This window comes from Rahnella inusitata, from assembly GCF_003263515.1.
Taxonomy (GTDB): Bacteria; Pseudomonadota; Gammaproteobacteria; order Enterobacterales; family Enterobacteriaceae; genus Rahnella; species Rahnella inusitata.
The window spans coordinates 42,947-69,857 of sequence record NZ_JYDE01000014.1; the positions used below are offsets into that span (position 1 = coordinate 42,947).

General features: G+C 54.9%; 30 protein-coding genes and 1 pseudogene. All 31 read left to right on the top strand.

From position 1 onward, the window contains the following. Positions 1-142 precede the first annotated feature (142 nt). Positions 143-319, top strand: coding sequence for a DUF4222 domain-containing protein (locus tag TU92_RS08125; protein WP_112166050.1), 177 nt, complete (start codon positions 143-145; stop codon positions 317-319). Further along, on the top strand, positions 316-1,341 hold the full coding sequence (locus tag TU92_RS08130) for a conserved phage C-terminal domain-containing protein (RefSeq protein WP_112166052.1): 1,026 nt from the start codon (positions 316-318) through the stop codon (positions 1,339-1,341). The genes TU92_RS08125 and TU92_RS08130 overlap by 4 nt, the downstream gene beginning before the upstream one ends. Then, a complete protein-coding gene (locus tag TU92_RS08135; RefSeq protein WP_112166054.1) occupies positions 1,338-2,210 on the top strand; it encodes a phage N-6-adenine-methyltransferase in 873 nt (290 codons plus the stop codon). The genes TU92_RS08130 and TU92_RS08135 overlap by 4 nt, the downstream gene beginning before the upstream one ends. Further along, positions 2,207-4,204, top strand: a complete 1,998-nt coding sequence (locus TU92_RS08140) for a DNA cytosine methyltransferase (protein WP_112166056.1) — start codon at positions 2,207-2,209, stop codon at positions 4,202-4,204. Before TU92_RS08135 ends, TU92_RS08140 begins: the two co-directional genes overlap by 4 nt. A gap of 196 nt (positions 4,205-4,400) precedes the next feature. Further along, positions 4,401-5,366, top strand: a complete 966-nt coding sequence (locus tag TU92_RS08145) for a DUF968 domain-containing protein (RefSeq protein WP_244207777.1) — start codon at positions 4,401-4,403, stop codon at positions 5,364-5,366. Positions 5,367-5,382: 16 nt separating this feature from the next. After that, positions 5,383-5,781: an antiterminator Q family protein gene (locus tag TU92_RS08150; protein WP_112166060.1), complete on the top strand. Its 399-nt coding sequence runs from the start codon at positions 5,383-5,385 to the stop codon at positions 5,779-5,781. Between the two features lie 201 nt (positions 5,782-5,982). Next, entirely contained in the window at positions 5,983-6,234 is a 252-nt protein-coding gene (locus TU92_RS08155) for a hypothetical protein (protein ID WP_112166062.1), read from the top strand. A 110-nt stretch (positions 6,235-6,344) separates the two neighbouring features. After that, positions 6,345-6,593 (top strand): hypothetical protein, encoded by a 249-nt coding sequence (locus TU92_RS08160; RefSeq protein ID WP_112166063.1) that lies wholly within the window; start codon positions 6,345-6,347, stop codon positions 6,591-6,593. 458 nt (positions 6,594-7,051) lie between these two features. Then, entirely contained in the window at positions 7,052-7,321 is a 270-nt protein-coding gene (locus TU92_RS08170) for a phage holin family protein (RefSeq protein WP_112166068.1), read from the top strand. Beyond that, positions 7,290-7,853 (top strand): lysozyme, encoded by a 564-nt coding sequence (locus TU92_RS08175; RefSeq protein ID WP_486659967.1) that lies wholly within the window; start codon positions 7,290-7,292, stop codon positions 7,851-7,853. The genes TU92_RS08170 and TU92_RS08175 overlap by 32 nt, the downstream gene beginning before the upstream one ends. After that, positions 7,846-8,352, top strand: a complete 507-nt coding sequence (locus TU92_RS08180; protein WP_112166072.1) for a lysis system i-spanin subunit Rz — start codon at positions 7,846-7,848, stop codon at positions 8,350-8,352. The genes TU92_RS08175 and TU92_RS08180 overlap by 8 nt, the downstream gene beginning before the upstream one ends. Positions 8,353-8,362: 10 nt before the next feature. Further along, positions 8,363-8,557 carry a hypothetical protein gene (locus TU92_RS08185; protein ID WP_112166074.1) on the top strand — a complete coding sequence of 65 codons (195 nt, stop codon included), beginning with the start codon at positions 8,363-8,365 and terminating at the stop codon, positions 8,555-8,557. Between the two features lie 216 nt (positions 8,558-8,773). Then, positions 8,774-9,262 (top strand): DUF1441 family protein, encoded by a 489-nt coding sequence (locus tag TU92_RS08190; protein ID WP_112166076.1) that lies wholly within the window; start codon positions 8,774-8,776, stop codon positions 9,260-9,262. Beyond that, the gene (locus tag TU92_RS08195) at positions 9,262-11,364 is read left to right on the top strand and encodes a phage terminase large subunit family protein (protein WP_112166078.1); all 2,103 of its coding nucleotides are present in this window, start codon (positions 9,262-9,264) and stop codon (positions 11,362-11,364) included. The genes TU92_RS08190 and TU92_RS08195 overlap by 1 nt, the downstream gene beginning before the upstream one ends. Beyond that, entirely contained in the window at positions 11,361-11,579 is a 219-nt protein-coding gene (locus TU92_RS08200) for a hypothetical protein (RefSeq protein WP_112166080.1), read from the top strand. Before TU92_RS08195 ends, TU92_RS08200 begins: the two co-directional genes overlap by 4 nt. After that, a complete protein-coding gene (locus tag TU92_RS08205) occupies positions 11,576-13,051 on the top strand; it encodes a phage portal protein (protein WP_112166082.1) in 1,476 nt (491 codons plus the stop codon). Before TU92_RS08200 ends, TU92_RS08205 begins: the two co-directional genes overlap by 4 nt. 49 nt (positions 13,052-13,100) lie before the next feature. Continuing rightward, positions 13,101-15,059, top strand: coding sequence for a ClpP-like prohead protease/major capsid protein fusion protein (locus tag TU92_RS08210; protein WP_112166246.1), 1,959 nt, complete (start codon positions 13,101-13,103; stop codon positions 15,057-15,059). Between the two features lie 84 nt (positions 15,060-15,143). Beyond that, a complete protein-coding gene (locus tag TU92_RS08215) occupies positions 15,144-15,470 on the top strand; it encodes a DUF2190 family protein (protein ID WP_112166083.1) in 327 nt (108 codons plus the stop codon). Continuing rightward, positions 15,463-15,738 (top strand): DNA breaking-rejoining protein, encoded by a 276-nt coding sequence (locus tag TU92_RS08220; protein WP_112166085.1) that lies wholly within the window; start codon positions 15,463-15,465, stop codon positions 15,736-15,738. Before TU92_RS08215 ends, TU92_RS08220 begins: the two co-directional genes overlap by 8 nt. 10 nt (positions 15,739-15,748) lie before the next feature. Beyond that, positions 15,749-16,303 carry a phage tail protein gene (locus tag TU92_RS08225; RefSeq protein ID WP_112166087.1) on the top strand — a complete coding sequence of 185 codons (555 nt, stop codon included), beginning with the start codon at positions 15,749-15,751 and terminating at the stop codon, positions 16,301-16,303. Next, complete coding sequence (locus tag TU92_RS08230) at positions 16,300-16,704, top strand: phage minor tail U family protein (protein ID WP_112166089.1); 405 nt, start codon at positions 16,300-16,302, stop codon at positions 16,702-16,704. The genes TU92_RS08225 and TU92_RS08230 overlap by 4 nt, the downstream gene beginning before the upstream one ends. 7 nt (positions 16,705-16,711) lie before the next feature. Beyond that, entirely contained in the window at positions 16,712-17,449 is a 738-nt protein-coding gene (locus TU92_RS08235; protein WP_112166091.1) for a phage tail protein, read from the top strand. Between the two features lie 10 nt (positions 17,450-17,459). Then, entirely contained in the window at positions 17,460-17,867 is a 408-nt protein-coding gene (gene gpG, locus TU92_RS08240; protein WP_112166092.1) for a phage tail assembly chaperone G, read from the top strand. Between the two features lie 20 nt (positions 17,868-17,887). After that, entirely contained in the window at positions 17,888-18,202 is a 315-nt protein-coding gene (locus TU92_RS08245) for a phage tail assembly protein T (protein ID WP_112166094.1), read from the top strand. Further along, positions 18,183-20,870, top strand: coding sequence for a phage tail tape measure protein (locus TU92_RS08250; RefSeq protein ID WP_112166096.1), 2,688 nt, complete (start codon positions 18,183-18,185; stop codon positions 20,868-20,870). Before TU92_RS08245 ends, TU92_RS08250 begins: the two co-directional genes overlap by 20 nt. An 84-nt stretch (positions 20,871-20,954) precedes the next feature. Further along, the gene (locus TU92_RS22240) at positions 20,955-21,308 is read left to right on the top strand and encodes a hypothetical protein (RefSeq protein WP_136627583.1); all 354 of its coding nucleotides are present in this window, start codon (positions 20,955-20,957) and stop codon (positions 21,306-21,308) included. A 42-nt stretch (positions 21,309-21,350) separates the two neighbouring features. Further along, positions 21,351-21,692 carry a phage tail protein gene (locus TU92_RS08255; RefSeq protein WP_112166098.1) on the top strand — a complete coding sequence of 114 codons (342 nt, stop codon included), beginning with the start codon at positions 21,351-21,353 and terminating at the stop codon, positions 21,690-21,692. Positions 21,693-21,745: 53 nt separating this feature from the next. Continuing rightward, positions 21,746-22,483, top strand: a complete 738-nt coding sequence (locus TU92_RS08260; RefSeq protein ID WP_112166100.1) for a phage minor tail protein L — start codon at positions 21,746-21,748, stop codon at positions 22,481-22,483. Between the two features lie 2 nt (positions 22,484-22,485). After that, entirely contained in the window at positions 22,486-23,205 is a 720-nt protein-coding gene (locus TU92_RS08265) for a C40 family peptidase (protein WP_112166101.1), read from the top strand. After that, positions 23,198-23,836 (top strand): tail assembly protein, encoded by a 639-nt coding sequence (locus TU92_RS08270; RefSeq protein ID WP_112166103.1) that lies wholly within the window; start codon positions 23,198-23,200, stop codon positions 23,834-23,836. Before TU92_RS08265 ends, TU92_RS08270 begins: the two co-directional genes overlap by 8 nt. Before the next feature lie 54 nt (positions 23,837-23,890). Beyond that, positions 23,891-26,414, top strand: a pseudogene (locus TU92_RS22605) (TipJ family phage tail tip protein); the annotation flags it as partial. Between the last annotated feature and the right edge of the window lie 497 nt (positions 26,415-26,911).

Genomic DNA, 26,911 nt, shown 5'->3' on the forward strand with positions numbered 1-26,911 from the left:
AAATCCGCTGTGTTGCAACTGGCGGTACCGCTGGCTCTCTTTCGTACGAAGTGATGATAGGCAACCGCTGGATCCCCTGCAACTACCAGTTCGCGGCATGGTGGGTAGGTTACGTCTGTGAGCACAGCCGGAAGGTGAGCGCATGTCTGAAGAAATCCAAAAGCTTGACCGGCATTACAAGGATTGGCGGAGCGTTGTGGTACACGTCGTGGGCTTCGACCGAGCGGGGGATCGCGTCATCTTCATGCGCGCCGGTTATCCGCATGAATGCGCGCAGCCAACTGAACAATTCCGGCGAAAATTCACGAGGGTCTTATGAGCGTTAAGTTATCCGCATACGTCTGGGACGGGCTGGCTCAGGCTGGCGTGAAAGGTACCCAATTGCTGGTAATGCTGCGTCTGGCTGATTTCTCCAGCGATGAAGGCACGTGCTATCCGGGCATTGAGACGATATCCCGCCAGATCGGAGCTGGGCGCAGTACGGTCATAACGGCAATCACTCAGTTGCAGAAAGATGGCTGGTTATCCCGCGAAGAACGCCGCAAGGGCAACCGCAATAAAACCAACCTGTATTACCTGAACGTGAAGAAGCTCCGCGAAGCAGCTGCGGGTTTCTATTCTGATAGTCCAGTTTCTGAACATTCAGATTCTGAACGTTCCAATTCTGAATATTCAAATTCTGAACGTCCAGAAAACGTGAATAAAAGCGGTTTTGACCGTCCAGAATCTGGAGGGGATCCGTTAGTAAATTCAAAACAAGATCCATCAGATATAAAAAACCTTTGTCAGCCTGCTGCGCAGACCGACGCCGAGGTTGAAATTACTGATCAGGCTAAACAGGCACTGAAACACCTGAACCAAATCACCGGGTCACGTTACCAGCCCGCCAAAAGCTCGCTGCAAAACATGCGTGCCCGTCTCCGCGAAGGTCACACCCTGGAAGAACTGCAGCTGGTTATCGAATACAAGCAGGTTCACTGGGGAGACTCTCCAAAAATGGCCGAGTATCTGCGCCCGGCAACCCTGTTCCAGCCAGACAAATTCGAAGGTTACCTGCTCAGCGCGACCAAATGGGCGAAGAGTGGCCGTCCGGTTTGTGTGAACGGTAAGTGGACAGCTGACGGTGAAGTTGCAGTTGATACCGCCGAACGCGACGCGGCATACCGCCGGTTCATCAGCGGTGTAGCGGCAACCAAAGCCCCGAGCAAGTTGGAAAAACTGGTGTGCACCGAGGCCAGCAAGGCCAGCGTCCGCAGCATGCGCAGTGATTTCGCCATCACCACATGGGCCAAGATTTGGAAAGAGTGCGCCCAGCGCCAGCAGGGAGTGAAAGCAGCATGACAAATCCATATTCAAAGGCTCTCACCGAGCAGAAAGCTTTGACTGCCCACAAGTTGAAAGAGGTTGGCGACCAGTGGCGCACGCCAGACGCTCTTTTCTGGGGTATCAATGCCATGTTCGGCCCGCTTGTTCTCGATTTGTTTTCTGATGGAGAAAACAGCAAATGCCTGGCGTTCTATACCGTTGAAGACAATGCACTGACTCACGACTGGTCAGCCAGATTAGGCGAACTTAACGGGGCTGCTTTCGGTAACCCACCATACTCTCGCGCCAGCCAGCACGAAGGCCAACAGGTCACCGGCATGTCACACATCATGAACCACACATTCAAGATGCGTGAGCTCGGCGGCCGGTATGTGTTCCTCATCAAGGCGGCGACCTCAGAAACTTGGTGGCCAGAAGACGCTGACCACGTTTCATTCATCCGTGGACGAATTGGCTTTGACCTCCCTGGATGGTTTGTTCCTGCAGACGAAAAACAGGTCCCCTCTGGCGCTTTCTTTGCTGGCGCTGTTGCCGTTTTCGATAAGAAGTGGCGTGGTCCTGCCTTCAACTACATCGATCGTGAAGAACTGCTGGCGCAAGGCGAGGCATTTCTATTTCAGATCCGCACCATGGCAGCTGGTTTACAACAAACCCAGCAACAAAATATTCCTGAAATTATTCCGGAACCGGAATCCAACAACCGCGTATGGCCAGCCGAAGTGAACCATCTCTTTGACCTGGTCGCCGAGTCTTCAAATCTCGACGCGCACCTGCAGAACAAACTTCGTCACCACATCAACCGCCTGAAAATGGACGGAATGCCGGTAGACCAGATCATTGATACCGCCGGCACACTTGCCCGCAAAATGGGAGCAACAGCGTGAAAGAAATTATCGTAGACAATTTTGCAGGCGGCGGCGGTGCGAGCACCGGTATTGAGATGGCAACTGGCCGTAGCGTTGATATTGCGATCAACCATGACGAGAACGCGATCGCCATGCACAGCACCAATCACCCTGAAACGCTGCATTACTGCGAATCGGTGTTTGACGTTGATCCTATCGCGGCGACCGCTGGGCGTCCTGTCGGTCTGGCGTGGTTCAGCCCGGATTGCCGTCACTTCAGTAAAGCCAAGGGTAGCAAACCGGTGAAAAAAGAAATCCGTGGTCTGGCATGGATTGTGATCCGCTGGGCACTGGCGAAGCGCCCGCGTGTGATGATGCTGGAGAACGTCGAAGAGTTTAAAACGTGGGGTCCGCTGCTGACTGCAGAAGACGGCACAGAACATCCGGATCCGGCGCGCGCTGGCGAAACATTTGCTGCATTCATCGGCATGCTGACCACCGGCATTGCAGCGGATCACCCGGCAATTGCTGAGTGCTGCGAAGTGCTGAACATCGATGTGAACAGCAATGACGTCTACCGTCTGGTTGCCGGGCTGGGGTACGTTGTCGATCACCGCGAGTTACGCGCCTGCGACTTCGGTGCGCCGACTATACGACGCCGGTTCTTTATGGTGATGCGCTGCGACGGCCAGCCGGTTCAATGGCCTGCTGCGAGCCACGGGGATCCTAAATCTCTGGATGTGCAGACCGGGAAGCTGGCGCCGTGGCGTACCGCTGCCGAGTGTATAGACTGGTCAATTCCATGCCCGAGCATTTTCGATCGCAAAAAGCCGCTGGCAGAGAACACCCTGAGACGTATTGCCCGTGGCATCCAGCGCTTTGTAATCGACAACCCAACGCCGTTTATCGTGAAGTGCAATCACACCAGCACCAAAACCGTTTATAACTGCTTCCGTGGTCAGGCGCTGGATGAGCCCCTTCAGACGATCACGAAAACCCACGGTTATGCGGTCGTTACCCCGCACATCACCAAATTCCGCACCGGTGCGACTGGTCAGGAAGTTGATGAGCCATTGCCGACGATCACCGCTGGCAGCTCAGAACGTCCGGGGGGCAATGGACATGCGTTGGGAATGGTTGAGGCGACACTCGCCCCAGCACTTATCCAGATGGGGTATGGCGAACGTGAAGGACAGGCCCCCCGTGCTCTAAATATCGAAAAGCCGATCGGAACAGTAACGGCTGGTGGAAATAAATTTGCAGTGGTAGCGCCGATCATTGCACGAATCGGACAAACCGGTTTCGGCGGCGATCGAATGGCGTATGAAGCTGGCAAGCCACTGACAACCATAACCAGCAAAGCAGAACATTTGTTGGTTGCTCCGGTGATTGCTCGCCAGTTCGGCAACAGTGTCGGTCACGCAGCTGATGAGCCAAACGGCACAATTACGGCGGGCGGTGGCGGTAAAAGTCAGTTATGTACCGCGTTCCTCGCGAAACACTTCGGGGGCAACTACACCGGTGCTGGCGCGGCAATGGATGCACCGGCACATACAGTAACCACAACCGATCATCATGCGCTGGTCATTTCCAATCTGATTAAGCTGCGTGGCACCTGCAAAGACGGTCAGCCAGTCACTCAACCAGCCCCAACCATCACGGCCGGTGGCCTGCATATCGGTGAGGTTCGCGCTTTCCTGCTCAAGTATTACGGCAACGAAAAAGAAGGCGTCAGCCTGGATGAATCCCTGCACACCGTTACCACTAATGACCGGTTTGGCCTGGTCACGGTCGAGGGCATGGATTACCAGATCGTTGATATCGGCATGCGCATGCTGCAACCCCATGAGCTTTACGCTGCTCAGGGTTTCCCGAGCTGGTACATCATCGATCAGGACTACCGAGGCAAGAAATACGCCAAAGATAAGCAGGTCGCGCGTTGCGGGAACGCCGTACCGCCGCCGTTCGCTGAAGCGCTGGTGCGCGCTAATCTGCCGGAAATGTGCGGCGCTGATAAAGAGGTGGCCGCGTGAATCAACTCCAAAATATTTGGCTTGATGCTTATCGCGGTTGGTTAAAAGCAGTCTCCCCGGAGGGGGAGCTGCATCCCACTGATTACACAGCGGCGCGGGAACATGCTGATGCTGTACTGAATAGCCTGGTCAAGGCAGGGGAGGGCGCTGAATGAGAGCTTTATTGAAACCATACCCACAGAAGGATTTGGGGATCGTGCTGTTACGGCCGCCGGCTGACATGCTGCAGCACTTCAGCGGGAAGCGCCTGCTGATCACCGACGAGCCCGCTGATTTGCGTAATGCGCCAGAAGGGCTTGTTCTTCCAGAAGTGCAGCCGATCGCCAAACACCCACTGATAAGCAGTTTTCTTGCGTCAGAGCCCGTTCTTTATGCTGCTGGCGGATGGGAGGAGATGACTAACTGGGTTAAACACAATCGCGGTTGCCACTGCTCCGATCATGCTGGATATCACCACCACGAAATGACGCATGCACGCCGGAAGCGCGGAGTTATATCCCTATGCTGGTATCACGACACTCAGTTACGGAACAAAGAATCAGTCGATCTGGATGACTTAGCTCTGGCGAACACCATGGAATTTGTCACTGAAAGGATCCGCCGCTGGCTGGGCGAGCCTGTTGGTCACAAAATATCACTGGGCGAATTGTGCTGGTGGGCGATCGGAAAGGGCATAGCTGACAAGTTACCGCAGAAAATTATCAGTGAAGCCATGGGAATTCCTTACGACGTACCTGGTGGACAGCGTAAAGAGGCGGACGTGAATCCATGGGCGAAACAGCCTGGTGAAGTGCTGGCGGAAAACATCAAACCGGTACTGGCGCTGGCAATCGATCCGGAGACGCCTGAGTCCTATTTGCTTCGCCCGAAGCGCCGCCGGTATGAGAACACAAAATACACCCAGTGGGTAAAGCGCCAGCCCTGCTGTGCCTGTGGTAACGGATCTGATGATCCGCACCACATCGCCGGAAATGGCTTTGGCGGTATGGCGACAAAAGCGCATGACCTGTTCGTGATCCCGCTGTGCAGACGGTGTCATGACTCACTTCATGCGAATACCCAGGATTGGGAAGCAGAACACGGTACACAGGAACATCTGTTACTGACGACATTAGACCGCGCGCTGGCGATGGGTGTTATCGCTACCGGCAAAGTAAAATAAGAGTGTGGAGAGAATAATGCGTGATATTCAACTGGTACTGGCTCGTTACGGGGTGTGGGCTCGAGATAACTCTGGCGTTAGCTGGTCACCGATTGCCGCTGGTTTCAAAGGCCTGCTTCCCACCGAATCCAGCAAGGTAGAATCTTGCTGTGATAATGATGGCCTGATTGTGGATGCCGCCGTCGGCCGCCTGGCCGCAGTTCGGAAACCGGAAGAAGTGGACCTGATCATGCTTCATTATCGCAGTGGCCTGTCAAAACGAAAAATAGCGAAGATGCGAAAAGTGAGCGAGGGTCTAATTCGACAACAGTTGCAGGTAGCTGAAGGGTTTATCGATGGCTGTCTTGCGATGACCGGCGCGGTACTTGAGATGGACGCTTACACCCAGAAAATCAGGGTAGCGGAAGTCGCTTAAAAAAGTTCTAGTGCGCTACGCAAAAACTCTTGTAACCTGTTAAGAGTGGTCACTTAGTCACAAAGCTTAGACAATCCCAGAACCTCGCTCATGCGGGGTTTTGTCTTTTGTGAGGCATGTGACGAGAGTGTGAATCTTGATCATCGTTCAGTAGCCTGATGCCTGCTATCCTGTTTGTAGACATTGACAAGGGAGCTTGGCATGAAGGTATTGAATACAGAATTTGAATACAGGCAGTGGATGGAGAAGGAGTACTTCCAATTTGATGATAAATTCCCATCAATTTTCGAGCCCGATGAGTTGGAAAGGGAACTTTTAAATCAGATGCCACATCAGTTTCCCTGCATAGTTTTCGCTGTGAAAGGCCCCAGACCTTCTGAGCCTGAGACTTTGCAGTTCATTTACCGTGACCAGGTAGAGAAATGGGCTAAAGTTTTAGGCATTATCAATTAAATCTGAATCAAATTTCACTGGGCTCACTTGGGCCCTTTGATTAATTTTGACAAAAAAAATGATTGTTTTTCTGATTCGTTGCTATCCTTTTTAGAAAAAAAGGAGGTGCTATGAAACTGCTGAAAAACGAATTTGATTATAAAATGTGGATGACATATGACTTTCTGCGATTAGACGATGGTCTGTGTTCATTGTTTGATTATGACCTGCTTGAGCGGGAGCTTATAGCTCAAATGCCTGAGCAGTTTCCCTGTATCGCTTGTATTGTTAAAGGCCCAAGTCTTTTCGAACCTGATGAAGCCAAATTCATTTATCGGCCTCAGTTAGAGGAATGGACACAGCTTATGGGCGCAGTTTAAACATAACTTAAAACCTACTATCTAAAGGCTGCCTTATGGCGGCCTTTTTTACAGTGGTGTTACAACGAGGAAGAGGAACTGAAAAATATTGTTGCTATCACAAAAGATACCACCGTAAGAGTGAATAAAAGACAGTTGCTTGGCGTCAGCAACTTGCCATTACTCTTACTTTTGTAATTTCGAAACAAGATGAAAATCATCACTATTCCGATGAGAATGAATATTGAAGCGCCAGTAAAGCTTGCAGCCGATGTCATCTATCTTTCCTCGTTATAAGCAGTGAATTAATAATAGCTCATATTGAAAACAGTCTAACAAAAGCTGCCAAATCGGCGGCTTTTTCTCGTTTTAGCGGCCAGTCAATCAGCTAACCATATGATTTTCCCAAAGTGACTGAGCCGCTAATCCCTTCTTATATTTCGACTGCGCACCCAACCGGCAAACCGGAGGGGGAGACTATGAAAATGGACGAAAAATACAGTAACGCTACATACGGTGGTGCTGGAATTACGGCCTTCTTTGCAAGCTTATCCCTTCAGGATTGGGGCTTTATCGCTGGCGTGCTGATCGGGGCGCTCTTTACTGCTTTGACGTATTTCCTGAATCGTCGCGAACAGATGAAGCGCACCCGGATACTCCAAGAAATCGCCGATAAGGTTGATGCCAAAAACCCATCAGCAACGGTTCAGCTGGTGAATGATCTCGCACAGAAAACCAACGAGGTCTGATTTGGCAAAGCTTAAGACAAAACTCAGTGCCGCAATGCTGGCGCTGATTGCTGCTGGCGCTTCGGCCCCGGCTTTGATGCATCAGTTTCAGGACGAGAAGGAAGGCACAAGCCTCATTGCCTACCCTGATCAGGGTGGCATCTGGACAATCTGCGGCGGCGTGACGTATGTGAATGGCAAGCCTGTACTTAAAGGCATGAAGCTAACGCGCTCACAGTGCGATGCTATCGACAAAGCCGAGCAGGCAAAAGCGCTGGCGTGGGTTGATAAAAACATTCACGTTCCGCTTACTCCTCCCCAGAAGGTAGGGATCGCCTCGTTCTGCCCTTGGAACATCGGGCCGAGCAAATGCTTCCCTTCTACGTTCTACCGAAAAATTAACGCCGGTGACCGCCTTGGAGCTTGCGCAGAGATTAAACGCTGGGTCTGGGACGGTGGGAAAGATTGCCGAATTCGGGCGAACAACTGCGCGGGTCAGGTCATCAGGCGTGATCAGGAAAGCGAACTGACGTGCTGGGGGCTGGATGAATAACAATTTATCGATCGTGCTGGCTTTCGTGGCCGGCGTGGCGCTGACCTGGTGGATTGAAGGAATACGCTGGGACACTGACGTATCTAAGTTGAATGAATCCCACACCGCAGAGCTGAAGAAAATCAGTGATCAGGCAGTGATTGACCTGACCAACCAGAAGAAGCGCACCGAAGCGGCACAAACCGCGCTGTCGGCACTGGATGCCAAACATACGAAGGAATTAGCCGATGAACAGGCCAAAAATGACCGGTTGCGTGCTGATGTTGCTGACGGCACTCGCCGGGTGCGGATCGCGGCATCAAACCTTGCCACCTGCGAGCTCGTCGGGAACAGCACTACCGGAACCGGCGGCGTGGGCGATGCAGTACAAGTCGAACTCTCTGGCGCTGGTGGACGGGCTGTTCTCGATCTCCGAGCCAGCACCATCAAAGACGACCAAGTGATCCAATACCTTCAGAGCTTCGCCGCTGAAGCCCGGAAGCGATGCAAAATCCAATAGGTAATGCTCAATGAAAACTGATAAGACAAGTGCAGAAATAGACCAGGCTGTTTCTCAATACAGCAGTTCTATGGGCATTGCGGTTCAAGATTCGTTAGCCACCAAGTTAAAACACAGTCCTGAAATGAAAGTCGCAATAACTGAAGTGGTAGAGGAGACGATTAAGCGCGCTTTGCAACCGGGTGGGATTCTTTATCGAAGATAGCTAAGGCATTACAGCAGGCATTCACTGAGTGCCTGTGATAATGATTATCATTTATGAAAGGTACTCCCGACAGGGGGCCTCTCCACGGGGCGGCGGACTCGCGGAAAACGGCTAGTTTTCGCGATCTAGGGTCATCATCATCATCTGCGCAGGCTATTGATTTTGCAGTATGCGAAATTGCAAAGATGTCGAATCGTTTAAAAAGTGTTCACCATCATGGACCAAGAAATCGCCTCGCTCAAACTGAACATCAACCAGCTTGCAGGGATCACCGGTGTGCATCGGCAGACGGTCGCGGCGCGCCTGAAAAACGTCGATCCCGCACCGGGCAGTAACGCGAAACTGAAATTATTTTCCGTCACCGATGTGTTAACCGAATTGATGATCCCGACGGTTTCTGGCGACGTGGCAGAAATGACGCCGTCCGACCGGCTGGCGCACTGGAAAGCCGAGAATGAGCGTCTGACCTTTGAACAAAGCATGGGGCAGCTCATCCCTGCAGAAGATGTGGCAAGAGAGTTTTCAGTGATGGCGAAAGCCGTGGTTCAGGTGCTGGAAACGTTGCCGGACGTACTCGAGCGAGATTGCGCGTTACCGCCGTCCGCCGTGATGCGTATACAAAATATTATTGATGATCTGCGTGACCAGATTGCGCAGAAGGTCACTGATGCAGAACCGGAGGAGGACACGTCTGAGGAGGACTGATGGCAAAGCGGGCTTCAGCGCGTGGCATCCGGAGAGATGTACCAGGCATTCTTCGCGCACCGCGGCGCATGCTGGTTGCCGATGCGGTCAGCCAATATATGCGCGTGCCGATGGGGGCGGGAAACTCCGTTCCCTGGGATCCGAATCTGGCACCGTATGTTGTCGACCCCATGAACTGCCTGGCATCCCGCGAGTACGACGCCGTGATCTTCGTCGGTCCGTCCCGAACAGGTAAAACCATCGGTCTGATCGACGGCTGGATTGTTTACAACGTTGTCTGTGACCCTTCGGATATGTTGCTTATCCAGATGACGGAAGAGAAGGCGCGTGAGCACAGCAAAAAGCGCCTTGACCGGACCTTTCGCAGCAGCCCGGAAGTGGCTAAACGCCTGAGCCCGCGCCGTAATGATAACAACGTATACGACCGGACATTCCGGGCAGGGAACTACCTCAAAATCGGCTGGCCCTCTATTAATATTATGTCCTCGTCCGATTATAAGTGCGTTGCACTGACGGACTATGACCGATTCCCCGAAGATATTGACGGTGAGGGGGATGCTTTTACGCTGGCCTCAAAACGTACGACGACATTTATGTCTTCGGGCATGACGCTGGTCGAGAGCTCACCGGGTCGCGATATTCGTGATACCAAATGGCGTCGCAGTTCACTGCATGAGGCGCCGCCGACCACCGGCATTCTTTCTTTATATAACCGTGGCGATCGCCGACGCTGGTACTGGCCTTGTCCGCACTGCGGCGAACACTTCCAGCCCGCGAAAGACGTGGTGCAGGGTTATCAGAATATTGCCGACCCTGTGGTCGCCAGCGAGGCGGCATTCATAGAGTGTCCGCATTGCCGGGGAAAAATTACAGCAGGGCAGAAACGCGCACTTAATCAGAAAGGTGTCTGGCTTCGCGACGGTGAACAGATTGACCGTCATGGCACTGTCACGGGAACGGCCAGACGATCGCGCATTGCGTCATTCTGGATGGAGGGACCCGCCGCGGCGTACCAAACGCTTTCGCAGCTGGTCTACAAATTGCTGTCCGCTCAGCAGGACTACGAGGCGAACGGCAGTGAAGAAACCCTTAAAGCGGTGATCAATACTGACTGGGGGCTGCCTTATATCCCTCAGTCCAGCGTTGAGCAGCGCAAATCCGAAACCCTGATGGCGCGCGCCTCGACCGTGACCAAGCGCACCGTGCCTGACGGGGTGCGTTTTCTGGTGGCGACCGTTGACGTGCAGGGCGGACGCAACCGGCGGTTCGTTGTGCAGGTGATCGGCTATGGCGCCCACGGTGAGCGCTGGGTCGTTGACCGATACAACATTAAACAGTCGATGCGCACGGGGCCGAACGGCGAAAGCCTGCCGATTGACCCGGCTGGCTATCTGGAAGACTGGGATTTGCTGCGCACGGACGTGCTGGATAAGCAGTGGCCACTCAACAGCAATCCGGGTGTTTCTCTGCCCGTGCTGGCGATGGCCGTCGACTCCGGCGGTGAAGACGGTGTCACCGGCAATGCCTATGAGTTCTGGCGCCAATGCCGCCGCGATGGCGTGCACAAGCGCGTTTATCTCTTCAAAGGCGACAGCACCACCCGCAGCAAGCTGATCACCAAGTCACTGCCGGACAATACCGACCGACCAAACCGCCGGGCGGAGGCACGCGGTGACGTGCCGCTTTACCTTCTGCAGACCAACATGCTCAAAGACCGGATCAGTAACGCCCTTCAGCGCGATACGCCGGGGGCTAACTACGTCCACTTTCCTGACTGGCTGGGGGAGTGGTTCTATGACGAACTGACCTATGAAGAACGGGGCGCTGACGGCAAGTGGACTAAGCCGGGCAAGGGGGCAAACGAGGCGTTCGACCTGATGGTCTATGCCCATGCTCTGGTGATCTTGCGCGGGTATGAGCGAATAAACTGGGTAAAACCGCCTTCGTGGGCGCAGCCCATTGCGCAACCCACATCCGGCACGCAGTCAGAACCGCCAGCCTTGCCAGCCCGCAGTTATCACCCAAAACCGAAAACAACCCGCGCCCGGACAGAGGATAAACCTTCTGCCTGGGCGCCATCGACATCAGGAGGCTGGGTATGAATCAGGCCGATATTGAAGACATGATCCAGCAGTATATGACCGCCGAGCGCGCCGTTCTGCAGGGGAAATCCATCACGTTCAACGGGCAGTCCATGACGATGGAGAATCTGAGCGAGATCCAGAAGGGGCGAAACGTCTGGGAGCGACGTCTCAGCACGCTGCTGGCGTCACAACGCGGGCGACCGCAGTACCGGCTGGCGAGGTTCCCGCGATGAGCCTGATTGATGACGCAATTGGCCTGTTTTCACCCGGCTGGAAGGCATCCCGCCTGCGTTCACGCGTGGCGATAAACGCCTACGAGGCGGCATTACCGACGCGCACGCACCGAGCGAAGCGCGAAAACCGCAATGCCAACCAGCTTACCCAGTTCGCCGGACGTTCGATCCGCGAGCAGGCGCGCTGGCTGGACAATAATCACGACCTGGTGATCGGCCTGTTGGACAAGCTGGAAGAGCGCATCGTCGGCGCGCGGGGCATCGTTGTTGATCCCCAGCCTATCCTGAAAACGGGGCTGGTGGCCGATGACCTGTCCAAACAAATACGTGCTGCGTGGGCGGAGTGGTCTATTTCTCCCGACGTTACCGGGCAGTTTACCCGCCCGGTCCTTGAGCGTCTGATGGCGCGAACCTGGCTGCGCGACGGCGAGGTTTTCGGGCAAATGGTTCGGGGTGCCGCACCCGGACTGACGCCTACGGCCAACATCCCCTTCTGGGTCGAGGCGCTGGAGCCGGATTACATTCCGCTTGATATGAGCGATACCGGCAGGGGGATTTGCCAGGGTATTTATCTCAACAGCTGGGGATGCCCGACAAAGTACGTCGTGTATAAGAATCTGGTGACCTCCGGCGTGGCGCTGGGTAACACCAAAGAAATCGCCGCAGACGGCATGATGCACCTGAAATTCATGCGCCGTCTTCATCAGGTCCGCGGCAACAGCCTGCTCTCCGGCATCCTTATCCGCCTGAGTGCGCTGAAAGAGTACGAGGATTCAGAACTGACCGCCGCCCGGATTGCCGCCGCGCTGGGCATGTACGTGAAAAAAGGCGACGGCCAGACATACGGCGACGAAAGTAATGACAAAGGTCCCCGTGAGCTCAACATCGAACCCGGCATGCTTTTCGATGAGCTGGCGCCGGGTGAAGAGATCGGGATGATTAAATCAGACCGGCCCAATCCTAACCTTGAGACGTTCCGCAACGGTCAGCTCAGGGCGGTGGCCGCCGGCAGCCGCAGCAGCTTTTCCAGCATCTCCCGCAACTATAACGGCACCTACAGCTCCCAGCGTCAGGAGCTGGTCGAGTCCTTTGAAGGGTACGGCATTCTTCAGGATGCGTTTATCGCCGCCGTGACCCGTCCGATGTACCGCAGCTGGTTGCAGATGGCCATCACCGCGGGCGTGATCAACGTGCCCCCCGACGTGGACACGGCGACGCTGTTTAATGCCGTGTACAGCGGACCGGTCATGCCGTGGATTGACCCAATGAAAGAGGCCAATTCGTGGCGCGTGCTTTTGCGCGGCGGGGCGGCAACGGAAGGTGACTGGATCCGGGCGCGCGGCGCTAATCCGGGCGATATAAAACGCCGCCGCAAGGCGGAAGTCGACGAAAATAAAGCGTTAGATCTGGTCTTCGACACGGATCCGGCAAACGATAAAGGGGAAGCCAGTGCGCAAGAATCCAAGAAATAAACTGAGTGTGTCACCCAAAGCCTCGGCGGGCGATAAAAGCTGGTTCCGCATGAAGGCCAGCGGTGATAAGACCGCCGATATTTATATTTACGACGAGATTGGTTACTGGGGCGTGACGGCCCGCCAGTTTGCCAGCAGCATGAAAGCGCTGGGCGACCTCGACCATATCAACCTGCACATCCATTCACCGGGCGGCGACGTCTTTGACGGCATTGCCATTTACAACCTGCTCAACAGCCATACGGCCAGCAAAACCGTGTATATCGACGGCCTTGCCGCCTCGATGGCGTCGGTGATTGCGATGGTGGGGAACCCCATCATCATGCCTGAAAACGCCATGATGATGATCCACAAACCCTGGGGGATCACCGGCGGCGACGCCAACGACATGCGCGACTACGCTGACCTGCTGGATAAGGTCGAGGCCGTGCTGATCCCCTCCTATGCCAAAAAAACCGGTAAAACCTCCGACGAACTTTCCCTGATGCTGGGTGAGGAAACGTGGATGACCGCGCAGGAATGCCTTGAGCACGGTTTTGCCGACCAGATCTCTACCGCGGTGCAGGCTATGGCCCGCATTAATTCAAAACGTATCGAGGAATTCGACGCTATGCCAAACGCACTGAAAAACATGATCACTAAGCCGAAAGCGACCACCCAAAACTCGCCGGCGCCGCAGAATCCGCCCGCTGCCCCGGTTGTTCCTGCCCCCGCCGCGCTGGATGAAGATACCATTCGTAATCAGGTGATTGCGGCGCAGAAACAGCGCGTCACGGGGATCAAAGACCTGTTCGCGATGTTCGGCGGCCGCCATCAGGAATTGCAGGCGACGTGCATCGAAGACATCGACTGCACGGTCGAGCAGGCCAAGGACAAGCTGCTGGTCATGCTGGGCAAAGACGCCAGTCCGTCGAATAAAAACGGCGGCAATGCGCACATCTACGCAGGGAACGGTAACTTTACCGGCGACGGCATCCGTCAGGCGCTGATGGCGCGCGCGGGCTTTGAGGACCGCCAAAACGACAACGTCTATAACGGCATGACGCTGCGCGAATATGCGCGCATGTCGCTGACCGAACGCGGCGTCAGCGTGGGGGCTTTCAACCCGATGCAGATGGTCGGCCTTTCCCTGACCCACAGCACCTCTGACTTCGGCAATATCCTGCTGGACGTGGCGAATAAGTCCCTGCTGCAGGGCTGGGAAGAGTCGGAAGAAACCTTCGAAGCCTGGACGAAGAAAGGGCAGCTCTCCGACTTTAAAACGGCGCACCGCGTCGGCATGGGCGGCTTCCCGTCGTTGCGTAAGGTGCGCGAAGGGGCGGAGTACAAATACGTGACCACCGCAGATAATAGCGAAACCATTGCGCTGGCCACCTACGGTGAAATCTTCTCTATTACCCGTCAGGCCATCATCAATGACGATCTGAACCAGCTGACCGACGTGCCGATGAAGATGGGGCGCGCGGCGAAGGCCACCATCAGCGATCTGGTGTATGCGGTGCTTACCGGCAACCCTAAATTGTCTGACGGTAAGACGTTGTTCAGCAGCGATCACAAAAACCTGGCAACCGGCACCATTGACGTCACAACTCTGGATGCGGCTCGCCAGCTGATGCGCGTGCAGAAAGAGCCGACCACCGGCCGCACCCTGAATATTCGCCCGGCCTTCCTGCTGGTGCCGACCGCGCTTGAGACGGTCGCCAACCAGACGATCAAATCAGCCAGCGTGAAAGGGGCTGACGTGAACGCCGGCATCATCAACCCGATCCAGAACTTTGCGACGGTTATCGGTGAGCCTCGCCTCGATGACAACAGCGCGAAAGCCTGGTATCTGGCGGCGGCGCAGGGCATGGACACCATCGAGGTGGCTTACCTGAACGGGGTCGAGCTGCCGTACATCGACCAGCAGGAAGGCTTCAACACCGACGGCATCGCGACGAAAGTGCGCATCGACGCCGGCGTGGCGCCGCTGGATTACCGCGGCCTGGTCAAGTCCAGCGGCCAGTAACATTTCCCCGCGTTACCTTCACGCCCGTCAGGGCTTTTTTTATATCTAAAATTCGCCCCTTCGCGGGGCGTATGGAGCTTTGTTATGGCTAAGAATTTTGTGCAGGAAGGGCAGACCATTTCCATTACCAATACCGGTCAGGCGGTGATTGAGAGCGGCGCCCCCGTGGTGCTGGGTTCCCTGCTCGTTGTCTCACTGGTGGATATTGCCCCGAATGAAACCGGTACGGGCATGGCGGAAGGGGTATTCCTGCTGCCGAAAGTCTCCGCCGACGCCATTCCGGCGGGGACAACAGTGTATATCGCGGACGGTGAAATCCAGCTGGCGGCGGCGGATGCCGTGGCGGCGGGGATCGCGTGGGAACAGGCCGGTGCAGGTTCGACCGTCGTTGAAGTCAAACTCAATGCCTAACCCGTTCGATGCGCTGGCGGCGCGGATGGATGCCACCACCGTCGCGCGCTTTGGGCGAGACGTGGTGATTAACGGCGCCGTGCTTACCGGCGTTGAAAGCCACTTTTTGCCCGAAATGGGGCCGGTCAGCGGTGACGGCCTGTCCGTGGTGATTTTTTCTGCCGCTTACCGACCTCACCGTAACGATCAGGTGATGTATCAGGGCGAAAGTTACATCGTCACCCGCCATCAGGTGTTTAACGGAAAGCCGCAAATCTGGCTGGAATAAAGGGGAGCACATGACCATCAAAGGGCTTGAACAGGCGATCAGTAATCTGAACAACATCAGTAAGACCGCCGTTCCCCGCGCCTCGGCGCAGGCCGTGAACCGGGTGGCGGGGCGGGCGATCAGCCGGAGCAGTTCGTCGGTATCGAAGGAAACGAAGGTGCCGAGAAAGCTGGTCATGCAGCGCGCAAAGCTGAAAAAGGCCACGATGAACCGGCCTGTCGCCACGTTAAAAATCAATCGGGGCAACTTGCCCGCCATCAAGCTCGGGGCCGCGCAAATGCGTATCTCCCGGCGTAAGGGCAACGTGCGCGGGCAGGGCAGCGTGCTGAAAATCGGGCGGTTCACGTTCCGCGACGCCTTTATTCAGCAGCTTGCCAACGGACGCTGGCACGTTCTCCAGCGCTCGGGGAAAAGCCGGTACCCGATTGACGTGGTGAAAATCCCCCTGACGACGCCGCTGACCAACGCCTATACGGTGGAAACAAACCGCCTGATGCAAAGCGATATGCCCAAAGAGATGGCGGCGGCCCTGAAAAATCAACTGAGGCTGATCGTTAAACGATGATAAAGCACCCGAAAATCCGCAACGCCGTGCTGGACGCGCTCAAGCTTTCGGTGACCGCCCCCTCCGTGACCTGGTATGACGGTCGCCCGAGCTTTTTGACCGCCGAAGACCTGCCCGCCGTCGCCGTCTATCTTTCGGGCGCTGAACCTACCGGGGAAACCCTCGATGAAGACGAATGGCGGGCAACGCTTCACGTCGAGGTTTTTCTCAAGGCGGTGAGCCCCGACACCGAGCTCGACCGGTGGATGGAGCAGCATATTTATCCGGTGGTAGGCGACATCCCGGCACTTTCAGACCTTATCGAAAACATCACGCCGGAGGGCTACGACTACCAGCGTGATGATGAAATGTCGACGTGGGGATCTGCTGACCTGCGTTACACCCTGACTTACTTAATGTGAGGAATCTATGACCACACAACTCGAACCGACCAAAGGCGCGGGCACCACGCTTTGGATTTACACCGGCAGCGGCGATCCCTATGCCAATCCGTTATCGGATCAGGACTGGACGCGGCTGGCAAAAATCAAGGAGCTGACGCCGGGTGAAATGACGGCGGAATCCTACGATGACACCTATCTCGATGACGCCGACGCCGACTGGAACGGCACCGCGCAGGGGGCTAAATCGTCGGGTGACACCTCCTTTACGCTGGCCTGGAAGCCGGGCGAAAGCGGCCAGCAGGATCTGGTTAACTGGTTCTACGACGGCGTGGTGCGTGGGTACAAAATCCGTTACCCCAACACCGCCGTGGACGTTTTCCGGGGCTGGATCAGCAGCCTGGGCAAAGCGGTACCGGTAAAAGAGGTGATCACCCGCACGGTGAAAATCACCAACACCGGCAAGCCGGCGCTGGCGGAGAGCAATCAGGCCGCCGCGGTTCCGGTCTCGGGCGTCACCGTCACCCCGTCCGCCGCGAGCGTCGTGGTCGGGCAGAACAGCGTCATCGGCGTCACGGTCTTGCCTGACGGCGCGACCAACGGTTCTTTCAGCGCGGCGTCATCTGACCCTTCCGTTGCCACCATCACCGTCTCCGGCAAAAACGTGACGGCCAAAGGCGTCAAAGCGGGCACGGCGCAAATCATCATCATGACCAATGAGGGTCAGAAAGTGGCCATCTGTAACCTGACCGTCACGGCGGCCTAACGGAGCGAGCATGTTTTTAAAGTCTGAACTGTTTGAGTTTAACGGGGCGAAAACCACGCTGTATGAGCTCTCGGCGCTGCAGCGCGTTGAGTTGCTGCACTATCTGGCGGCGCAGGAAAAGGCCCTGCCGAAAGATGAGCCTGATGATCAGACTCTGACGTCCGCGCTGGTCGAGCTCAATATCCGCGTCGGCGCGATGATCATTGCCATGTCGCTCTGGCACAGTGAGTCACCAAAGCCGGATATTCACGATCTGCAGCAGCAGGTCATGAGCACCTGGCCGGTCGAGGCCATCGGCAAAGCGGATACGCAGGTCAAAATCCTGTCCGGCATGCTGAACCCGGAGCAGGGCGAGGTCACCACGGAAGCTGCGCCCTCAGAGTCCGTCGCTGAAGAGGAGACGGCGGAAAAGCGCTAACCCGTGAAAAGGGCTTTGTTATGCAGCTGGCGCGCGAGTTGAGACGACCCAACTGGCGCACCATGCTTTCAAACATGTCCTCCAGCGAGCTCGAGGAGTGGCATCAGTTCTATCAGACCCATTACTTCGAAGAGGCGTTACTTGATGCCCACTTTGCCTCGCTTAGCCTCCATATTTTATCGCTGGTGTGCGGGGAAACAGAACTGACCGCGGGCCATTTTAGCCTGCTTAAACCCAAGGTCGTGGAAGAAAATCACGAACCTGATGATGAACAACTAATGGCGATCGCAGAAAGCCTGCCAGGAGGAGTGCGCTATGGCCCAGCCAGTGGGTGATCTGGTCGTTAATCTTGACGTTGACGCCGCGAAATTCAATGAACAGCTCGGCTACGTGCGTAAGCAGTTCACCGGGCTGAGCGCCGCCGCCGTTGAGACGTCCGCACAGGTTCAGCAGTCCTTCTCCCGTCAGGAACTGGTGGCAAAACGGGTGGGGATATCCGTGGGGCAGTACAACAACGCCCTGCGCAACCTCCCCGCACAGTTTACCGATATCGCGACCCAGCTCGCCGGTGGGCAAAGCCCCTTCCTTATCATGCTCCAGCAGGGCGGGCAGGTTAAAGACTCCTTCGGCGGCGTATCGAACCTCTTCCGGGCGATTCAGGCCGCGCTCTTTGGCGTCAGTGATTCGGCTGAAAAGTCTGAAGATTCGTTATCTGAGAATGCCAATGCGCTGGCGGAGAACGCCGAAAATCTGGGGAAGGTGCGTGGCCTGCTCACGCCGGCTACCCTGGGCTTTGTGGCGCTGGCCGTTGCCGTGGTGGCCGTGGCCTATTCGTTTGTAAAGGGTCAGGGGGTGCTCAGCGAATTTAACAAATCGCTGGTGATGACCGGTGACCGCTCGGGGCAAACTGCCAACAACCTGCTGGTAATGGCCGAGGCGATTGCGCAGGGCGGCAACTCCTTTACCGCCGGTACCGCGGCGCTCAATGCGTTAGTCAAAGCGGGGGCCAACCTCGGGGAAAACTTCCTGGGCGTGGCCACCTCCATTTCTACCCTGTCCGACGCCACCGGCACCAAAGTAGAAGATTTGGCGGCGGCGTTTGGCCGCATTACCTCGGATCCGCAAAGCGGGCTGCGGGCGATGGCCGAGCAATATGGTCACGTTACCGCCCAGCAGCTGGACTACGTGAAAAGCCTGCAGGACTCAGGCAAGTACACCGAGGCGCTTAACTACGCCAACACCGCCGCCGCCGCCGGCTTCAAGGACATGGCCGGGAACATTAAAGAGAACATGGGCGCGCTGGAGACCGCGGCGGATTACGTCGGCGACTCTTTTAAATCCATGTGGAACCGCCTGCTGGATATTGGCCGGGCGGACTCACTTCAGAAACAGCTCGCGGACGCCACGGACAGGCTGTATGAGCTGGACAAAGGGCTGAGAAACACTGCCGCGCAGGGGCAGCAGCGGTTTGGGCTGGAAACCGCCCGTGACCAGGCACGCCAGATGGTTTCCTCACTGACCGAGCAGCTTCACGCCGAGCAGCGAAAAACCGACGAAAAACAGAAACAGTCAAACCTTGAGCGCAGCTCGCTTCAGAATCAGCAGCACTTCCAGTCGATTTCTGACGCGGGCCAGAGCAAGGAAGAGCAAAGAACGCAGGAGTACCAGCGTCTAAATCAGTACATCGCCGAACGCCGCCGGCTTAATCAGGCGCTGAGCGACGATGAAATTGCCCAGATTAAAAAGGGTATTGAAGAGAAATATAAAGATCCGAAAACGCCCAAAGCGAAGGCGATCACCACCTCAGCGGGGGACAAGGCGACGGATAATGCGCAGGGTGAGCTGATGACCCTGCAGGCCCAGCTCAAAGTCCTGCAGCAGCACACCAGCGTGAACGACGTTATCAGCCAGCAGCGCAAAGACCTGTGGCAGACGGAGAATCAGTACACGGTGCTGGAGCAGGCGGCCAGCACCCGCCAGCTGTCCGTGCAGGAAAAGTCCCTGCTGGCGCATAAAGAAGAAACGCTGGAGTACAAACGGCAGCTGGCGGCGATAGGGGATAAAGTCGCGGCCCAGCAGCGCCTGAATGCGCTCTCCGATCAGGCGGATAAGTTTGCGCTGCAGCAGTCGGCAAAGCGCGCTGCGCTGGATGCTCAGGCGGATGGCGTTTCATCAAAACAGGCGGAAAGAGCCGCGACGCTGCAGCGTCTGCAGGAAACCTATGCATTCAATCCGGACGCTCAGAAACGGGTATTGCAGGAGCAGCAGGCAACGTATGCGGCAGAGGACGCGCTGCGTTCGAACTGGGTGGCGGGCGCGAAACAGGGCTGGGCCGAATACGCCGAATCTGCAACCGATGTGTTCACTTCGGTGCAACAGGTGGCGCAGGCGGGATTCAACGGCCTTGCTGACAGCCTGACAAGCCTGACGACCACCGGTAAAGCCAGCTTTAAAGAGTTTGGTGTCTCTATTTTAAAAATGATTAGTCAGGTCATCAGCCGGTTAATTGTTGCATATACAATTCAATCTGCTATGGGATGGATAAGTGCAGGAAGTGTCAAATCATCCTCAAACACATCTTTCTCATCGGGAGCCTACAATAATTTGCAGTTGGCTTATAACGGCGGCTATATCCGCGAGTTCGACGTGGGCGGCTACACCGGGCGCGGTGGTAAATATGAGCCCAAAGGCATCGTTCACGGCGGGGAGTTCGTTTTCACCAAGGAGGCGACCAGCCGCTTGGGCGTGGCTAATCTTTATCGCCTGATGAAGGGGTATGCATCGGGCGGCTATGTTGGTAACTCAGGTTTAGGTGAGGGTAGGTTTGGTTCTGCCGGCATTAGCGTTTATGCTCCCGTTACCATTGAAGGACAGTCTTCCAACAGTGCAAGTATCAGTGAAACGACAAGCACAGCGAAACAAGTGCAAGGCATAGTCCAGCAGACAATATCGGATAGACTAAAGAAAGAAATGGCACCGGGTGGGGTTTTGTATAAAAGGTAATTAGATTGGGGATTTTTTTCGCTGACAGATGATATACTTTAAGACATTTGCGACGCACTATAAAAAATGACTTTAGGATATTATATGAAAAAAATCATTCCCCTATCTATTATTTTACTATCTGGATGTATGAGTAGCGTCCAAGATGCGCGTGAATATAATGGTCAGGATAGCAGTTATCATTCCCGCTACTCAGCTGACGTTACTGCAACCTGCATTAAAACAAAATGGCAAGATGTATATGCGGCAGATCCATCTAAAATTTGGCTGACAAAACCAGATAATAATGGGATTTATTCTGTTTATGCTGCGTCATTTTTATATCTGGCAGATGTAAAAGATGATATTAAAGGTTCATCAGTTACTTATTATAATAATGGTGATAGGTTGTGGGGAACTAAAGAAAAGATGATACAAGGTATTAAATCTTGCCTTTAGATAAATAATTGGTATAAGTTTTTTATTCGTCTTGGGGTTCTAATGACAATAGATACTTTTACGTGGCGTACTCAAAAAAGCGCTCAGGGTACCGAGAGTGTTAGTTTAGTACAATCTCAGTTTGGTGATGGCTATAAACAAGTTTCAATAAAAGGCATAAATTCTAATGCCGAAACTTGGAATTTGAATTGGACGGGGAAAAAGACGGAGGCTGCAAACATTCGAACATTCCTCCGGAGCCATACTGCAAATTCGTTTTGGTGGACCAATCCTTGGGGAGAGAAACGGCTCTGGAGAGTTAAGGCAGATTCACTTTCAGTAAGTTTCCCAGCTGGTAATAAAGCGGCACTTAGCTTCACCTTTGAGCAATCCTTTGCACCTTAAAAAAATTAAATTAATCTGGCTACCTTTTGGTGGCCTTTTTTTTTGGAGAAAATATGAGCTTCTCTCAAGATGTTCAGGGGCTTGAACCGGGGCAACTGATCCAATTAATAGAAATAGATGGAACCATTTTTGGCTTTGATAAAATTCTTCGGTTTCATGCTCATAATATAGGCACTAATGGTTGGAATTCTTTTGCCGCAGAAAATCTTCCCTCCATCATTTGGCAGGGGAATGAATATGATCCGCACCCCTATGAGTTAACCGGTCTGGAATTAACAAGTACGGGATCGCAGCCAACCCCGACTCTTTCAATTGGGAACGTGGGCAACTATGTTACGGCGCTGTGTCTGCAATACGACGACATGGTGAAAGCCAAAGTCAAAGTGCACACCACGCTGGCCAAATACCTCGATACAGCGAACTGGACTGCGGGAAACCCTACGGCCAGTCCTGCCGAAGAACGCGTACAGCTTTTCTATATCAACGCAAAAAAAGCCGAGACACGTATTCAAGTCGATTTCGAGTTGTGTTCCCCATTCGACGTTCAAAGCCTGCAACTGCCAACCCGCCAGATAACCCCGGTGTGCACCTGGTGCATGCGTGGATGGTATCGAACGGGGACCGGTTGCGATTACAACGGCACCAATTACTTTCTGAAAGACGGCACGCCGACGAGCAATCCCGCGCTGGATGTGTGCGGCGGCCGGATGTCGGATTGCAAGTTGCGGTTTGGTACCGAAAACCCGCTACCCTTTGGCGGCTTCCCGGCGGCCAATCTGCAGGGGAAATAATTATGCGTGAAAAACTCATCAGCGAAATCCGCGCGCACGTGGCCGCTGAATATCCGAACGAAGCCTGCGGGCTGATCGTCGAAACCGGTACCGGCCAGCGTTTTATTCCCTGTCGCAACATTGCCGAAAACATGGCTGAAACCTTCACGCTGTCGCCGGATGATTATTTGGCGGCGACCGAGGTCGGGGACGTCATCATGGTGATCCACTCGCACCCGGATGTTGTGCAGTTGGTGCCGTCAGAAATGGACCGCGTCCAGTGTGACCACTCCTGCGTTGAGTGGGGGATCATGTCGTGGCCGGACGGTGATTTTTGTACGCTGTCACCGCGGGGCGACCGCGAGCTTGCTGGCCGCCGCTGGGTGCTGGGCCATGCTGACTGCTGGTCGCTCATCATGGACTACTACCGTATGGAGCACGGCATTGCCGTAAATAATTACTCGGTTGACCGTGAGTGGTGGGTCGACGGCAAAGAAAATCTTTATGACGATAACTGGCTGGCGGAAGGGTTTGTAGAGGTCGATGCTAGCAGCATGCAGCCGGGCGACATGATCATGATGCGCGTTCAGGCGCCGGTGACCAATCACGCGGCGATTTATCTCGGTGATAACATCATGGTTCACCACATGTTCGGCAACCTCTCTGCACGCGTTCCTTATGGCAAATATTATCGGGATCGGACGGTTCGCGTCGTCCGGCGGAAGGAGTTAGTTAATGCTTAAGACCATGACCCTTAAAGGTGCAATCGGTAAGAAATTCGGCAGGGTTCACCGGTTCCACGTCGCAGACATCAACGAGTTTCTGCGCGCGATGTGCTCTCAGGTGAAGGGTTTCAAAAAATACGTTTCAAACGCCCATCTCAACGGGATGAAGTTCGCTTTCTACAGTGGTAAGAACAACATCTCGCTCGAGGAGTTCGACATGTCTGCGGCGGCGGCCGAATACATTATGGTGCCGGTGATTGAAGGGGCGAAAAGGGCAGGTACTTTACAAATTGTAGTGGGTGCAATCGCGCTAGTCGCCGCCTTTTTTACCGCAGGTGCCTCTATGGCTGCGTGGGGGGCTGCAGTGTCTGCCACCGCGGCAGGGACTGCTACTGCCTCTATGGCCGCGGCAACTCTTTTGACAGGCGTGGGACTGAGTATGACGTTGGGTGGGGTCGTTCAGATGCTAACGCCTCAGCCCAGTTTTAATATCAGTGCATCTTCTAGTACTGATAATAAAGCCAACTATGCGTTCGGCTCGCCTGTGAATACGGTGGCTATGGGCTACCCCGTACCGCTGCTTTACGGCCAGCGTGAAATCGGTGGTGCAATCATCAGCGCGGGGATTTTCTCCAGCGATCAGCAGTAACCGTAATACAATTTTCAATTAACCCGCCCCGGCGGGTTTTTTTATGGGTGAAATATGCGACTTCTTGACGGTGAAACCATTATTCAGGGTGCTAAAGGCGGCGGCGGGAGTGCTCATACGCCGGTCGAACAGGCCGATGATCTGTTGTCCGAAGCGAAACTTAAGATGGTTCTGGCGCTTTCCGAGGGCGAGATTCAGGGCGACCTTATCGCGCAGCAAATCTTCCTCAACAATACCCCGCTGGCGAACGATGACGGCACCTATAATTTCACCGGCGTGAAGTGGGACTACCGCAAAGGCACACAGGACCAGACTTACCTGCAGGGCATGCCTGAAATTGATAACGAATCCTCGGTGGGCATCGAGGTAAAAGCCTCCACGCCGTGGACCCGGCAATTCTCAAACCTGACGCTCGATGCTATCCGGATCAAGCTGAGCCTGCCGATTCAGTACCAGTACAAAGACAACGGCGACATGGTCGGTACCGTCACGGAATATGCCATCGACCTTTCTGTCGACGGTGCGGCGTATAAAACGGTCGTCAACGGTAAGTTTGACGGAAAATCAACGTCAGAATATCAGCGTGACCATCGCATCGATCTGCCTGACTCGGCGTCAGGCTGGACAATCCGCGTGCGCCGCATCACCCCAGATTCAACCTCAACCAAGCTGATTAACGCCTTCAAGGTGTTTTCTTTTGCTGAGGTCATCGACAGTAAGTTGCGCTATCCGAATACCGCGCTGCTTTATGTCGAGCTCGACTCCAGCCAATTTAACGGCAGCGTGCCGAAAACCACCTGCAAGCCAAAGGGTAAACTGATCCGCGTACCAACCACCTATGATCCGGTGACCAGAACCTACAGCGGCACGTGGGCGGGTGATTTCAAAATTGCCTACAGCAATAACCCCGCGTGGATTTTTTACGACCTGGTGCTCGATGAAATATACGGCATGGGTAACCGCGTTGACGCAACCATGATCGACAAATGGGAGCTGTACAACATCGCCCAATACTGTGACGCTGCAGTGTCCGACGGAGCAGGAGGCACAGAACCACGTTTTACCTGCAACGTGTTCATCCAGAACCAGCAAGACGCCTACACCGTGTTGCGGGATCTGGCCGCCATCTTCCGCGGCATCACCTTCTGGGGAAACGACCAGATTTTCGTGCGCGCCGACGTTCCGCAGGACGATGTGGATTTTACCTACCACAGCTCAAACGTGGTCGACGGCATGTTTACCTACGCCGGGGGCTCCTATAAAAACCGCTTTTCTTCCTGTCAGGTCAGTTGGTCGGATCCGATTAATCATTATTCTGACACGATCGAGAGCGTTTATGAGCCTGAGCTTGTCGCCCGATATAACTGGAATGAGACACAGCTGACGGCCATTGGCTGCACATCTCAGAGCGAGGCGCATCGCCGCGGGCGGTGGGTGATCCTGTCCAATGCGAAAGACGGCACCGTGTCCTTTGGCGTTGGGCTGGACGGTTACATTCCCATGCCAGCAGAAATTATTGGCATCGCTGACCCGTTCAGAGCCGGGAAAGCCAACGGCGGACGCATCAGTGCGGTTAACGGCAACAACATTACCGTTGACCGGGCAGCGGACTACGGCATCGGCGACCGTCTGGTAGTGAATTTGCCCGATGGAACAGCGCAAACCCGGACGATCAGCGGCGTCAGCGCCGATAAGAAAACGTTCACCGTTGCCACTGCCTACCGCATGACGCCGGTGAGCGGCGCCGTGTGGGCCATCGACAGCGATAACTTAGCGATTCAATACTTTCGTATCACGTCAATCTCATCGAATGACGATGGCACGTTCACGATTGCGGGCGTGCAGCACGACCCGAATAAATACCGTTACATCGATGACGGGGTGAAAGTCGATTCAGCACCGATCACTGTCACGCCGACCAACGTGATGAAGGCGCCGGCAAATATCGTGGTCACAGAAGTTGACCATATCGCGCAGGGGCTTACCGTCGCGTCGCTGCAGGCGTCCTGGGACAAAGTGGAAGGGGCGATCAACTACACCGCGCAGTGGCGCAAAGACAACGGCGACTGGGTTAACGTAGGTAAGACCAGCGCGCAGGGTTTTACCGTTCAGGGAATTTATGCGGGCGTGTACGACGTGCGCGTCCGGGCGATCAACGCCGTCGACGTGTCCTCTCCGTGGGGATACGCTGATTCGACCACGCTGAACGGCAAAGTGGGTAAACCCGGCACGCCGACAAATCTGCTCGCCAGCGACAACGTCGTCTGGAATATCAACGTGACCTGGGCATTTCCTGCAGGCAGCGGTGATACCGCCTATACCGAGTTGCAGCAGTCCACCACTGATGACCATCAAAACCCGACATTGCTGGTGACGGTTCCCTATCCGGGTTCGTCGTATCAGCACGGACCGATGGCGGCAGGCGTTCGCCGCTGGTACCGCGCCCGGTTGGTTGACAGGATTGGTAACGTAGGGGAGTGGACTGAATTCGTCATGGGGACGTCATCGGTCGACGTGTCCGAGATACTGGGCGACATCGCCGAAGAAGTGCTGAATTCTGACGTGGGCAAGCAGTTGGTTTCTCGGGTCGATTCTGTAGAGGATAGCGTCAAAGAGCTGGATGACGCCGTCGGGGCTGCCAACGATAAAATTGATGCGGCTAATACCCACATCGATCAGGTGAACACGGATCTGCAGGGCAAGGTTACTGCCGCTAATACTCACATTGACCAGGTGAATACAGACCTGCAGAAGAAGATCACCGATATCACCGGCGGCGACGCTTCATCCATTGCTGACGTCATATCGCAAATCGAGACATTGCAGGACGTTGATTCCTCGATGGCGACGCGAATTGATGCGGTTGTGGCGAAAGCCGACGGCAATACCGCAGCGATTGCCAGTGAAGCCACCGCGCGGGCAAGCGCTGACTCAGCATTGAGCACCCGCGTAGATACAGTCACGGCAACGGCGAACAACAACAAAACCGCAATCACCACGGAAACAACGGCCCGAACTACGGCAGATACCGCGCTCGGTACCCGTATCACGAACCTGACGACCACCGTTGGCGGC